Source organism: Myxosarcina sp. GI1(2024), from assembly GCF_053543375.1.
In genome coordinates, this window is record NZ_JBKGTY010000002.1 from 756,559 (window position 1) to 769,991 (window position 13,433).

Consider the following 13,433-nt stretch of genomic DNA (forward strand, 5'->3'; position numbering starts at 1 on the left):
TACGTAAACGCCTAAGTTAGCCTCTAATTATTCACCGTTGGCTTAAATTTCTGAAGAACTATTTCTTATTTTCGGAGAGTTACAGAAGCGTTTCATTGGCGATCGCCAATAATGAATCAAAGAAACTCGTCAGATTATTGGTTTATATGAACTTAAAAAGTTGAGTTTCTTATGAGTGGGGTAAATACGATTACCCTGCAAAAAATATGCTTGACAAACAAATCTAAAAAAGCCTAAAAAAATCAACATTGTTGTTTTTTTCCACAGACAAATGTTGATTTTTTATCTTTAATAAACTAATTTATAACTACTAAATTTAATTTAAACGAGTTAGTTTTGAGCAACAAAAGTTCTAGTATACATTGAGTATGACAATAAACTATTTTTTAAAACTAATTGAAATCAAGGCTTAAATAAATTTTTTGAGGAATAGATGCTATGTCCGAACCCAAAGTAACAATTGTAGTCGTACCACGGGAGCGGTTCGATTTTTCCCAACTTTCCATAGAAACTATCTACCAGAGAACCGCTATCCCTTTTAAGTTAGTTTACATAGATGGTAACTCCCCTGCTCACATTAAGTGCTACCTTGAAGAACAAGCTAAACAAAAGGGATTTTATCTAATCCGTACGAACAAGTTCTTAACGCCGAGTCAAGCTCATCATCTCGGTTTAGCCTACGTAAACACGAAATACTTTGTTTTTATAGATAACGATGTAGTGGTTGAGGTGGGGTGGCTCGAAAACCTCGTGCAGTGTGCCGAAGATACAGAGGCGTGGGTAGTCGGTCCTCTTTATCTAGAAAGGAAACCAGAAGACCAGATTATTCATATGGCAGGAGGACAAGCTCATATCTGCGAGCAAAACGGTAAACGCAAGCTAGTTTCCCAACTTGCTTTTGCCAAACAAAAACTATCGACAGTTCGTTCTCAATTACAGCGCGGAGCTACTGAACATGTAGAATTTCACTGCATTCTTCTGCGCACCGAGGTTTTCCAAAGGATGCCTCTTCTAGATGACAAAATTCTCAGTGCTCCAGAGAACGTAGATTTATGTCTATCCGTCCAAAAAGCTGGTGGTTCTATTTACTTCGAGCCTAATTCCATTGTCACTTATAGAGGATGTGGGGGTCCTACACCACCTCCAGTGACAGGAGCAGATCGACCTTATTTTCTGCTTCGCTGGAGCTATGCTTGGAACCGAGATAGCCTCGAATACTTTCGTAGTAAATGGAATTTACCCAAAGACGATCCTTACATTCAAGGTCAGTATAGATGGATAGCAGGTCGTCGCAGAACCGCCCTCAAGCCTATAGTCAATCCGATTTTTCCCGAAAAAATTGCCCATAAAACGGCTGGAGTGATCGACAGGGTGATTAGCTTTTTAATGTTGCTAATCAACTCGATCGCCCGACCGAAAGTTGATGAATTTAAAAATATTCCCGAGCGGAGTTAACTAATTAACTAATTCGAGAATCCCAGCGCAATAAGAACATTAATCTCACATTAATCTCAATTAAGACAGTGAAACTTCTCCATTTATGGCAAGGCGATTCGGGTCATTATGGTGGAGGCGGAGCAGTAGCAATGTATCGCCTTCACTCCAGTTTGCTCGAAGCCAGCATCGATTCAAAAATTTTGTGTCAGCACAAAACGATTCAATCTCTCCAGATTGATGTCTTTCAAATCCCACTCGTTTTCAAAGTTTTAGAGAGACTTCTCCAACAGATTACTTCAAGACTGGGACTAAATGACATTCATCGGCTTAGTTCCTTTAATCTAAGGAAATACCAAGTATATTCTGATGCCAATATCATTCATTTTCATGGTCTTCAGGGATTTATTAATTATCTGGCACTTCCTGCATTGACTAGAGATAAACCTAGTGTTTTTACTCTGCACAATATGTGGGCACTTACGGGACACTGCAATAATTCCTACGATTGCGAGCGCTGGAAGAGCGGCTGCGGTCGATGTCCACACCTAGATATTCACCCTGCAGTCAGCAGAGACAGCACCCACATCGAATGGCAACTCAAAGACTGGACTTACCGCCAACTCCAGCTCACCCTGATCTGTCCCAGCAAGTGGATGGTAGAACAAGCCAAGCAAAGCCCGTTGCTCAATCGTTTTCCCATTCATTATATTCCCCACGGGATCGACACTGAGTCTTTTCAACCACTAGACTCTCTAGAGTGTCGTTCACAGCTTGGCATCCCTCACGACAAAAAAGTGCTGCTGTTCGCCGCTGTTAACATCAGTCACTATCGCAAGGGTGGCGACCTGCTAGTAAAAGCCCTGCAAAACTTACCAGAATCTCTCAAACAAGATACCGTGCTGGTGGTGTTCGGGAAAGAAACTGAAGCAATCGCCAAGTTGTTCGACCTGCCTGTATATCATCTCGGCTACCTCAGCGACGACCGTAGTAAAGCTGTAGCCTACTCTGCTGCCGATCTGTTTCTCTTTCCCACCAGAGCCGACGTTTTTGGCTTAGTCTCGATTGAAAGTCAGGCTTGCGGCACTCCCGTAGTCTCCTTTGGAGTCGGCGGCGTTCCCGACCACGTTCGTCCTGGGGTTACTGGCTATCTCGCCGAACCCGAAAATGTCGCCGACCTGCGTCAGGGCATCGTGCAGCTTTTAGCAGACGATGAGTTACGCCAACGTCTGAGTCAACAGTGTCGGGCGATCGCCTTACAAGAATATGACTCTAAACTATGGGCGGCACGACACGCCGAAATCTACAGCCAGTTGCTCGATCCCTCCCCAGTAGAAAAGCTCGAAGAAGGCGTTATACTAAATCCAATTTAGAAAAAATACGTAACTCCCCAGGTTGATGGCGTTTAAGGGTTCTGTTGCAAAAAACGAGCCTGGATTAGTAGTATGACAAGAGTGCCGATCATTACTTAATAGATGAACTCAAAGCAACCATCATTTAAATGGAAACACTTTCAAGGAGAGATTATTTTACTTTGTGTTCGTTGGTATCTTCGCTATGCTTTGAGTTACAGAAATCTTGAAGAGATAATGATGGAAAGAGGTTTATCTGTAGACAGGGTAATAGGCGTTGAGCCGAGATACGTGTAAAATCGTGCCACATCTCCCTCTAACCACTACCCTGATTACATTTCAGGTTCTATAGGAATCACCATCACTGTCTCCAGAGGTTGAGGCAAGTTATCAAAATCAACTATATAATCTCCATAACGCTTGAGATGACCTGTCAGATAAGGACTCAAAGTAGCTAAAGTTCGAGGCTTAATGACATATCCCTCCGCACTCAAAGAACGGATAATCGAAGAAATATCAAAAGCATTCTGCAAAATAATCGAATTGGCAACTAAATCGAGATACTTAAGCCGTTTTTCCTGTTCTAAGGGGTCATTGTCAGTAATCAGTCCATCTTTACCAAAGAACAGCCATTTAGAAAAACCGTTATATGCTTCTACGATATTGGTACAGGAAGTAATTTGCCTCCTCAAACCCATGTCGGAAATATATTGTAGTAGAAACATAGTCCTCACTACCCTGCCTAATTCTCGAAAAGCCTGATATAGTCTATTCTTGCGACTATAGGTTCCCAATTTTCTCAAGATAGTTGAGGGCATCAGCTTTCCTGCTCTGATGGACAGTACTACTCGCATCAAATCCTGCCAATGGGTTTTAATTAGCTCCCAATTAATGACATCTCCAAACAAAGGCTCAAGATATTGATATTTATCGTCAGTACTGGCACGATAAAAGTTACAGTCTTTCCAGTTGCGAATCCTCGGCATTAACTTGATACCCAGCAAGTGAGCCAAAGCAAATACAGGAGATGACTGACCTTGAGTATCCGCATGGAGAGTATCGGGCTGAATATCCGAGGTGTTTTTCAGCAGTCCATCGAGAATATAGACTGCCTCCCAGACTCCACAAGTAATGAAGTGAGTAAACAAAGCAATATAATTGTCGGCTACGTGGTGATAGGCAATACCACCATAGCCTCCATACCTGATGTGATATTCTGCTACTAAATTATTCTCGTAGATATTAAACTTCGTACCATCGGCTGCTGCTCATTTCCCCGTACCCCAGATTTTAGGAAGGTTAAAGCGATTGTAGCTGTTGATAATATCTCGAATTGCTGCTTCTAATTTCTTGGCACTGATATGACGGCGGTTGGTGTACGACAGAGCATGGGAACTTATCTTTCTTCTCGCATGACGTGCCATCTGATTCGCTCCCAGATTACAGCCATAAGCAAAAGCAGTTAGGATATAGCGTTCCTGGGGTTTATCTATCTTTGGCTCTGAACCAGAAAGCATCCCAAAATGTCTCGTCCAATTGAGCCAATGCTCTACATTACAGAGAATATCTAAGATACTGCGTTCTGGCATTCGTTGAAGAATCGCTTTCTCTAATGCAGCAGCGTCGGTTGATGGTGTTTTTGCCTGAACCTTTTTTAGAACGTGTTCACCATCTTCATTGATACTAATAAAATCTCCTTGTTGGCAAAGTTGGTCTATCGAATGGCTCAATTCGCTTAATTGAGTTTTTAAAGATGCGACGAACTCTTCGGCTTCAGTCGGAAAATCTAATTCCTCACAGTAGGATTGAAGGGACTTTTGGCATTGCTCCCAAGATAATAACTGTTCGCGATAGTCAGCAAAACTCTCCGAACCCTCAACGCAAATATTTCCCGTCTTTAACTCATTTGCCAGATAGGAAAAAATACAGATTTCAAAGGAACGACGTAGATACATGGGATTGTTTCTCTTCTGGGTTTTGATCAATTTACGCCAAGCTTCTGAGACAAAATCTAACTCCACCGTTGGGGGTAGCCATTTTCCTCTTCGGTGCTGATTATCGAGCAAGAAGGTTACTGCGTCTATTACCGAACGATCTTGAGTGGTGGAACGTAGCTCTAAGCCCTGAATTAGCTTGAATAGAGAAGCACGGTAGTTAGAGTAGTATTTTCTTAATAAGGGAAGGTAATTATCGTTGTTGTAAGCGGTGACTTCTTCCAAATTTGCGCGTATCTTCTCGCTTCCACCATGAGTTTGAATGAGAGATTTTACCTGCCGACCTAAGATTATTTCGTTGTCAGTAGCATCATTAGCATCAAGCACCTCTCCAAAAACCCCCAAAAGAGCCTCAGTCATAGCTCTTTGTTCTTCTCTAATTTGCTCTAGCCTTTCCTTACCTCGATTGTGAATGGTAGCCAACCGTTTGAGAAACATGGATACTAAATTGTCTCTGGCTTTGACTTGGGATTGATATATTAGAGACAGCAGTAAAGTTCTCCGTTTGGGTAGGAGAATATCTTGAAATTCGGCTGCATCTAAGGTTCGAGCATAGGCAGCAAAATGTTTGATTTTAGTGGTGGCAATAGTCGAAAATAGTCTCTTTGCATCGCCAAAAGACATCAAACGCTCGAATTTAGCTAATAGCTTCTTGATTTGATTTAATGTAGCTTTTTTAGGGAGTTGTTTGACTTCGTTAAGAGTTACCGAATCCGAATCGGGGTCATCGATTAATAAACTATCGAGATAAGAAATCTCAGTCACCGAAAGGGAACTAGCTACTTTTCTAAACAGGCGATTATTAATTACTGTTCTAATATGCAGTACCAGACGGTCTAGCGTGCTGAAGGCTGGTAATTCGTAGCGTTCTTTAACCAGTTCTTCGATAGCGACATTAACTAAATCCGCAGGATGGTCGCGAACTGTAGCTGCAACTCCCACTGCTTTAGCTATGATTTTTTGTCCTTGTTTGTTGTAGGTAGATATTTTCAAATACTGCCGAATTGCTTCTCTGTAGCGACGGCAAGAACGTTCGGGAGCGATCGCGCTCTTCTTTTTACCTAAATTCAAACAGCTACGGATATGGTCGATAATGGGAAGGGGGATAAACTCGAATTGACAGAAATAGCCCAAACGCTGAAAGGTTTTGAGCATAACTAGAAAGCTAAACTGTCCGTCGTAACTTCGAGTCTTAGATGTAGCTAATTTAATTTCTGCGGATGTTGGGGTGTAAAGCTCAATTAATTCTTTGTTACTGGGATTGGGTTTAAAACGAGGGTAAGCAGTACGCTCGATTGATGTAATTTCTCATCACCTCCATCTGATAGTGTTTTCATCGTGTCTGATAACTGATATTAGCAGACATAAAACTGCCATAATCTTACCGTTTATGTCTGCTAATGCTGTAATTAACTTCAATTCTTAATGTCTGCTAAGGTTTTTCCTCGGTAGCATTGAAGAGTGACCCCCCGTCGCCGACGATGAATCACCTGCATATTTCGTAGTTATGAAGCCTGATGCTACCACATCTTTATCTCCATTAGGTCGTCAGGAATTAGCTGACTACGAACTTTATCTGCGCGGACAAAGAGATATTAGTCCCGTAACGGTTCGTAATTATTTGTCAGATTTACGTTCTTTTATTACTTGGTATGAAACAAAAAGTATTAACTCGGCAAAAGTCGGGTTCAATTTAACCAAAATTACAACTCCTACTTTGACTCGCTATCGTAGCTATCTTCAATCTCAGCTAAAGTTAGCTCCTGCTTCGATTAATCGCTATTTAGTAACTCTTAAATCCTATTTTGCGCTCGCTGTGGAAGGTCAGAAAATTACTAGTAACCCCGCAAAAGTAGTTAAATTAATTCCTCTGATTAAATCTTCGCCACGTCAAATTAGCGATGGGGAGGAATCGGCGATAGTTTCGGCTGTTACCAATTATGGTTCTGCTCGCGATCGCACGATAATCATTTTGATGCTTCATACAGGCTTGAGAGCAGCAGAGGTTTGTCAGCTAAAGAAAGGGCATATTCATTTGAGAAAACGTAGTGGCTATCTACAGGTTTATGGCAAACGAAATAAGTATCGAGAAGTGCCTCTTAATGCCACAGTCAGAAAGATGTTGCTAGAGTATCTTCCCACAGTAAAAGGTAGTTGGTTATTTGTTTCTCGAAAAACTAAATCTGCCATAACTACCCGTGCCTTGGGCTATTTAGTTAGTAAATATGCTCGAATTGCTGGGTTTGAAGATATTAGTCCTCACGATTTACGCCATCGCTTTGGCTATCGAATGGCTGAAACTGTACCTTTGCATCGTTTGGCTCAAATCATGGGACATGATTCTCTTGATACGACGATGGTTTATGTTCGCGGGACGAGTGAAGATTTACAGAGAGACGTGGAGCAGATTGCTTGGCAGTGAAGCTTGAAAGCTTTGACTGGCAAGGGTCAGAAGGAGATGTGGCACGATTTTACACGTATCTCGGCTCAACGCCTAATAGCATGAAACCAGAGAGATAAAAAATGCGAAAATAAAGACATTTAAGCAAAATGTCTACACTGAGCAGCGAATCATTAAAAGCGACCCACGGGGGCGAGGGCAACCGTTATGGAGAGAAGAAACACTAGGAGATGAACGATCGGCTTGAAGCAAGAGCTTATAGAGACATGAATCGGAAACGCTCTACTGAATTTTTGTATATTATTCCTGTATCCTAACAGTTAAAACCGTAACTTCAATGGTGCTATTTGCCTGATTGAAAGCGTGGTTCTGGGAATGATGTTTATGACATTGGTGACAGGCTGGTCCGGATCCGGCTCGAGAGAATCTAAGCCAAAATCAAGCCAGGTAAGGGTACATAAGAATCTAGAATTGAGGAGTGAAGGATGAAAATTCCAGCTTCTAGAAAAAGCCAAAAAGGCATTGCTGAATTAAGACATGAATCAATAAGGAACAAGAACATCGAAAAATCTGAGATAGTGAATTAGCTGTCGGATTGAATGCTTGAGCATCTCAACTGATGTTTGAATAACAAAGCGTTTTGCGGTGTAATCGAGCTAAATAATGTCTCAGCCTGGTGTTTTCTCCTTCAACTCTGGTCATATAAGTTTTACAAATTATTTGGTCGCCGTCGGGAATAAAACCAGGATATACTTTCCAGCCATCGGTAACATAGAAATAACACTGCCATTTTTGGACAATCTCCCAGAGTGGTTCAAAAGTTTCGGAACTGCGATCGCCCAAAACCCACCCTAAAATTCCTGGTCTGAAGTGATCTACTGCTGTCCAGAGCCAAATCTGGTTTTTTTCTGACCAACAAAGGTTTCCAATTCATCTAATTCTCCTACTTGTGGAATTGTTTCTGGCTCATAAGCATCTGCAAGTAATCTTCCAACTTCTCTGACCCCAGTAATGATGGTGGTATGGTGGACTCCTTTGACTCTTTCTATGGCTCTAAAACCCATGCCGTTAACATACATTTTTAAGCATTCACCCTTAGTCTCTTCTGAATCGCCACGACTGGTTTCGTAATCAGTAATGAACTGGCGATCGCAATTGACACAAATATAATTTTGTTTTCCTTGTCTGTTTTTTCCATTCTTTCTGATGTGTTCCGATTTACATTCTCGACATTGCATGATTTTTCGCTAATTCATACTCGACTTTTAATTATGCAACGCCAAACTGGCAAGCCTTTCGATCCTAATTACTGTCAGATTGCTTGACCTTTAAGACGGTATCTGTACTTAGGCAAGTTTGATATTCAGTTTTAAAGAAGAGTCGGGAAGGTGAATTTTGACCTAATACCCCACGACTATTAATTCTTCGAAATCTTTTGTTCTCAATCAAGAGTTTTAAGGTTTGAGTAAAGAGAGTACAAACATTGCCAAAAGATGACCATTACTTTCTAATCAGGGACATTCGCACCCAAGAGGCTGTGGACTTCTAACAATCTCATCTGTATCATAAAATTGAGCTTCCAACCCAGCATAAAGTTCTGCTAAGATGTCTGGGTCAGCGTTGGGTGTTCTAGAGAGAATAAAAACATTACTCCGATTGGGATCGCTTACTACAGCATAACTGTAATCGCTTTGGGGGTTTTCCTCGACGAGATCGATAATCCAATAATCTCCAGGGAATGGTACCCCCTCGAAATTAACTTCTAGCTTGGCATTGGTTTCAGGCTCAACTACTTCAGCTACTCCTTCTATGGTCGTTCGTGGTCCTCGAGCTAAAAATCTGTTACAGGCATTAAAGACACTAATACTGGTATCCGATAACAATTCGTAAGTTGCTGTCGTACAGTTACAGCCGAATGCAAACAGATTTCTAGTTTTGGCTACCTCGTACCATAAGCCGTCGTAACGCTCGAGATCGACAAAGTCAACTGTTTGGACTGGCGGTAGCATCTCCTGGTTTTCCTGAAAATTTCTTCGCTCATTTAGTGGAGAAGTTACCATTGTCTGAGTGCTGGATAAATCTTCAGCAGAAAAACTAGTATTCTTGCCGTTAGTAAGAATAGGTTCGGTTTCTTCAGCTTCTGGCCAACTCAACTCTTCATTTAGATCGGGTTCAGCAATTATCAGATTCTCGATTTCTTTAGTCAGAGGAGTATCAAACAAATTGGTTAAACAAGACCAAGGTAATGAGTCATTCATGGGGATAGAGCGCAGATTAGACGTAAAGAATTTGGCAATTTACAATTACAAGGTAAATATAAGGTTTCAGCTTACGAAAGAATAAGGTTTTGAGTCTCTGTCAAACTCAGCTTAACTAAAATTTTACGCTTGTTTCTCTAAACTGTAGTTTAGACTAATTGAAAGAAGAGAGAAGAAAACAGAGAAAAAAGGAAGGACAAATAGGGAGAGAATAATTTGAGCAATAGAATTCAAACTCTCCCTAAAATGAAATATGACCGATTAAAAACATTCCGTCAAGACACCTATTCAATGCGAGGAAAAGCTCATGATGCAACATTTGAATTAATCGATAGTGTAATGACGACGAGAAATGCCAGTTGTTTGGCAGAATTTTCTGTTTCACCTCTATTCAGGAATGGGTAGACCTAAAAAACACGAGAAAAAGTTTAAGATTAACGACCCTAATAGTTGCTGGGATGCAAATTCCACAGTAGAAATAGATGACCCGAAATTAGGCAAGCTCAAAATTAGCCAGTGGGATGGTTTACATTTTCGGACTGCCAGTGATGACGAGTTGAGCTTAATCAAAGTAGAAAGGCTCAATGCATCAGTTTCAGGTAAAAAACGTCGTTGTTTGTGGTTAGTTTGGGTTGGAGAGCAATTTTTGGAGTTAGAAGATATCTGGAGTCAGAGCTTTGCGGGATGCAAGCTCCCGCAACTCCTCTGACTTCGTCAATATGCTCGCCGTTTTGGTGTTGACCATTGGTATAGATTTGCCAAACAACGATTACATTGGACTTTACCTAGTTTGAGTACTACACAGCAATCTGAAAGGTGGAGTACTTTGGCAATTTCCACATCGGGAAATTCTTGAGAGAATCTACCCAATAAATCGATTCGTTCTTCACTGTTTGAGTTGCCTTTCTTGGCTAAGAACTCCCACATCAGAGGATAAGCCACTCCTTGATGAACCACCGCTAGCATCAGGATGTTAAAGCGAATTTGTCCAAACGACCACTCGGTTCGGTCTAAACTGAGAATCCATGGCTCAGGGATGTCCATCAAAGTCACAATCACTCTTGCTATCACCGCATATTCTAGGTCGTAATCTTTAAAGAATCTCTGCAACCGCTTGTAGTTGGAGTTTATTTTGGCTTGATTTCTAAATCCCGTCGCTATTTCTGCTAAATTAATCGTTTTTACCCGCAGCAGAGCAATAAGAAACAAAGCCAGAAAACTTAGTCGCGCTCCATGCCATCCCAAGAGGGGTTTTAATGTATTACGAAGTAAGCTAATCTCGTTCATAGGGTTTTATTGTTAGTGTGGTAACTTTCTATAAAACCCTTTTCCTATCTCTTTTTGCAACCCCTCCTTCAATTTTTTGTCCCGTACTAAGCTTCATGACAAGCTGTTATCTCGTCAGCGATCGATTATTGAAACTATTAATGACCAACTGAAAAATATCTCACAGATTGAACACTCTGGCCATCGAGCGCCTGTTAACTTCTGCGTAAATCTTCTCTGCGGATTGATTGCTTATTGCCATCAACCTAAAAAACCTAGTCTTCACCTAGACTGGCTTTTACCTCAATCTGCTTAACCCGAACTGAGGTTACTTCTAGGCATTGGTGCTTATGCTTTCCTCAATGCCAAAATACCGACCTACAGGCAAACTCAACAGTCACTGAACAACAAACATCATATAAACGCAATCGCCACACCATCACCCTAGTATTAAGCCCACTGTTAGACTTGAAGGTAGAGGAAGGACAGAGAATTAATGTCAGAGATATCATCAGCGATCGCAGCACTGGATGAGGCTAAACTTAACTACCAGAAGCAGCAGTACGAACATTCGCTCAAAGTATCCGACTATCAAACCTCATTGCAGAAGCAGCAGGAACAGATTAACTCACTACAAACTCAGTTAGATAAAGTAGATGAGGAATTGGAGCAATTGACCAGTGTTTATTCACCATATCGCGGGAAAGTTAAGAAGGGTGAAGATATTGGGGCAGAACGAAAGGTCAATTACTGCTGAGGTGACACTGGATATTAGAGGTGGGAAGTAGGGTGATCGCATGACCGAGCTGATTGTTGATGTTGAGATTGAGAGGAATGAAGCAGTGAGGGAGCTTAGGCAACTAATTGGTGATGAAAAAAGCAGTAAGAAGTTAGCCTAGACCCATAAGATAATTAAAACTTTAGGCGACTAAAAAACCGCCACTACCATTGATAAATTTAGGTCATAGCGGTAGTGATAGTTTTTAGAAATTATCGGCAGTAAAACAAGATGAGAATTTCTAATCTTTGAACTTTTTGGCTCGTTTTGTGATGTTAGTATAATTTTTACAAGCGAGTGTAAAAGAGATCGAGGAAGCTCTAAATTGTCTGGAGCTTCCTTTTGACTGGTCAATTCTCAAACAGTGAAACCTGCCTGAAGTAGAGTCAAGCAGGTAATTCGACTAATTCTATTGGTTGGTTACTAAATACTCAAGGCTCACGGACTTCTCTTTAAAGATTATTCGTTAAAGTCCAATTTTTTTCTGTAGCTTCTTTGACACAATTTTTGATTTTTTTTGATTACGAGTAGATTGCTCATCTTTAGCTATTTTAAAGAATAAAACCCCGTGATTAGCGGGGCACTCCCTAACAAGGAAACGACATTTAAAACTAATTTAACTACTCAACATTAAACGGAGACTAAGACTATGAAAAATCAGACAAGTTACTCAATTCGGAATCACTCTAACCATCGGTCAATTTCTGGGAGTGCCTCAAAAGTCGCGATCGCCCTCCCTATTCCAACTCAATAAACTTACTGGTACACTCACTCGGTTGCACGTGCAGGTATCTCGAAGTAACCGCCAGGGAACTATGCCCTAAAGACTTCATCAACAAATCGATTCCCGCACCATTATTCAAACTATGACAGGCATGGGCATGACGCAGCCAGTGAGCCGAAGTATGAGGATTAATCCCCAGCCCAGTCAAGGTTAAGTTAATCAAACCTGAAAGTTATGCTCAGTATGGTTTAATGACTAATAAGAATTAAAAAGTGGGTTGGACAATTGTCTGAGTTTCTAACCAAAACCTCAAAAAGATAGAGTCGAGACGAAAAAAGTGCCATTTTTCGGCTTCAACCACGGGTAAACAGTCCAAAATCCGAGCCCCTTTTTCTCAGATTATTAAGAGGGTTATTGAGAGCTGCTCTCATCAAGGTCTCAAGTCAAACAGGAGTTTCCCCCCATGTGGCTCAGTCCCATTATGACCACGCTTTGTCGAAAAGAGTCCAGTCACTGTCATTGTTAGAACCCTCATGGAAGTGGTTCTGGCTGAATCAAAACTGGATGAGTTATTTGAAAAAACCGCCCAAACAGGCTACACTAGACAGTTGATTTTCTCTACTTTGGTCAACATGATGATTTAGGTAGTTTGTAGCGTCCGTCAGAGTATTGGATCAGTTTATAAAGCGATGGCCGACGACCTGGACGTTTCTAAATCGGCTGTCTATGGCAAACTCAATCGTCTAGAACCGAGTGTCAGTAAAGCTTTAGTTAAATCCACGGCTATTGAGCTTGCTACTATTATTCATCAGTTAGGGGTTGAACAGCCAGAGCTATTGCCAGGATATCGAGTCAAAATTCGTATCGGGTAATGGTCTCGGAGCCACAGAGCATCATTGGTCAGTGCTGCGCAACATCCGAGCCGGTTCTTTACCTGGGAAATCCTTAGTTGTGCTTAACCCGGCACTGGGGCTAGCCACTGATATTTTCCCTTGTGAGGATGGTCACGCCCAAGAGCGTTCCCTGTTGCCAGAGGTGTTAGAGGCAGTCAAAGCAGGTGAGTTGTGGATTGGCGACCGCAATCTCTGCACGACCCGAAATTTACCGTGGAAAAATTATTTTTTCCGTTGTTCGAGTAATGGGTAATAAGTAATTAGAATTTGGCTGCCAACTATGCCGCGATGATTACGATTGCTTCTATTTTGTTATGGTTATAGTGTGAAAAC

At 41.4% G+C, this 13,433-nt stretch carries 9 protein-coding genes and 5 pseudogenes; 9 read left to right on the forward strand and 5 right to left on the reverse strand.

Features of this window, described 5'->3' with window-relative positions:
• Window positions 1-438 precede the first annotated feature (438 nt).
• The 3 genes and pseudogenes from ACLFKQ_RS12620 to ACLFKQ_RS12630 all read left to right on the forward strand — a co-directional run.
• A complete protein-coding gene (locus ACLFKQ_RS12620; protein ID WP_449000148.1) occupies window positions 439-1,455 on the forward strand; it encodes a glycosyltransferase family 2 protein in 1,017 nt (338 codons plus the stop codon).
• A 68-nt stretch (window positions 1,456-1,523) separates the two neighbouring features.
• Window positions 1,524-2,807 (forward strand): glycosyltransferase, encoded by a 1,284-nt coding sequence (locus tag ACLFKQ_RS12625; protein WP_449000149.1) that lies wholly within the window; start codon window positions 1,524-1,526, stop codon window positions 2,805-2,807.
• A gap of 102 nt (window positions 2,808-2,909) precedes the next feature.
• A pseudogene (locus ACLFKQ_RS12630) lies at window positions 2,910-3,050 on the forward strand (IS6 family transposase); the annotation flags it as partial.
• Window positions 3,051-3,118: 68 nt separating this feature from the next.
• Here the strand turns inward: ACLFKQ_RS12630 and ACLFKQ_RS12635 are convergent.
• Window positions 3,119-6,085: pseudogene (locus ACLFKQ_RS12635) on the reverse strand (Tn3 family transposase).
• Between the two features lie 202 nt (window positions 6,086-6,287).
• On the opposite strand from ACLFKQ_RS12635, the gene ACLFKQ_RS12640 reads away from it, so the two are divergent.
• Window positions 6,288-7,202 (forward strand): tyrosine-type recombinase/integrase, encoded by a 915-nt coding sequence (locus ACLFKQ_RS12640; protein WP_449000150.1) that lies wholly within the window; start codon window positions 6,288-6,290, stop codon window positions 7,200-7,202.
• 521 nt (window positions 7,203-7,723) lie between these two features.
• On the opposite strand, the pseudogene ACLFKQ_RS12645 reads toward ACLFKQ_RS12640, so the two are convergent.
• Window positions 7,724-8,419: pseudogene (locus ACLFKQ_RS12645) on the reverse strand (IS1 family transposase).
• Between the two features lie 273 nt (window positions 8,420-8,692).
• Window positions 8,693-9,439: a lipocalin family protein gene (locus tag ACLFKQ_RS12650; RefSeq protein WP_449000151.1), complete on the reverse strand. Its 747-nt coding sequence runs from the start codon at window positions 9,437-9,439 to the stop codon at window positions 8,693-8,695.
• A gap of 352 nt (window positions 9,440-9,791) precedes the next feature.
• Here ACLFKQ_RS12650 and ACLFKQ_RS12655 point away from each other — a divergent pair, with 352 nt between their 5' ends.
• Window positions 9,792-10,148, forward strand: a complete 357-nt coding sequence (locus ACLFKQ_RS12655; RefSeq protein WP_449000152.1) for a hypothetical protein — start codon at window positions 9,792-9,794, stop codon at window positions 10,146-10,148.
• A gap of 119 nt (window positions 10,149-10,267) precedes the next feature.
• Here the strand turns inward: ACLFKQ_RS12655 and ACLFKQ_RS12660 are convergent.
• A pseudogene (locus tag ACLFKQ_RS12660) lies at window positions 10,268-10,726 on the reverse strand (IS4 family transposase); the annotation flags it as partial.
• A gap of 94 nt (window positions 10,727-10,820) precedes the next feature.
• Between ACLFKQ_RS12660 and ACLFKQ_RS12665 the strand changes: the two are divergent.
• Window positions 10,821-11,021, forward strand: a pseudogene (locus ACLFKQ_RS12665) (transposase); the annotation flags it as partial.
• A 180-nt stretch (window positions 11,022-11,201) separates the two neighbouring features.
• Window positions 11,202-11,462, forward strand: coding sequence for a hypothetical protein (locus ACLFKQ_RS12670; protein WP_449000153.1), 261 nt, complete (start codon window positions 11,202-11,204; stop codon window positions 11,460-11,462).
• Window positions 11,463-12,220: 758 nt separating this feature from the next.
• Here the strand turns inward: ACLFKQ_RS12670 and ACLFKQ_RS12675 are convergent.
• Window positions 12,221-12,430, reverse strand: a complete 210-nt coding sequence (locus tag ACLFKQ_RS12675) for a tyrosine-type recombinase/integrase (RefSeq protein WP_449000154.1) — start codon at window positions 12,428-12,430, stop codon at window positions 12,221-12,223.
• A gap of 466 nt (window positions 12,431-12,896) precedes the next feature.
• Between ACLFKQ_RS12675 and ACLFKQ_RS12680 the strand changes: the two genes are divergently transcribed.
• On the forward strand, window positions 12,897-13,079 hold the full coding sequence (locus ACLFKQ_RS12680; RefSeq protein WP_449000155.1) for a hypothetical protein: 183 nt from the start codon (window positions 12,897-12,899) through the stop codon (window positions 13,077-13,079).
• 31 nt (window positions 13,080-13,110) lie between these two features.
• On the forward strand, window positions 13,111-13,353 hold the full coding sequence (locus ACLFKQ_RS12685; RefSeq protein ID WP_449000156.1) for a hypothetical protein: 243 nt from the start codon (window positions 13,111-13,113) through the stop codon (window positions 13,351-13,353).
• The last annotated feature ends 80 nt before the right edge of the window (window positions 13,354-13,433 follow it).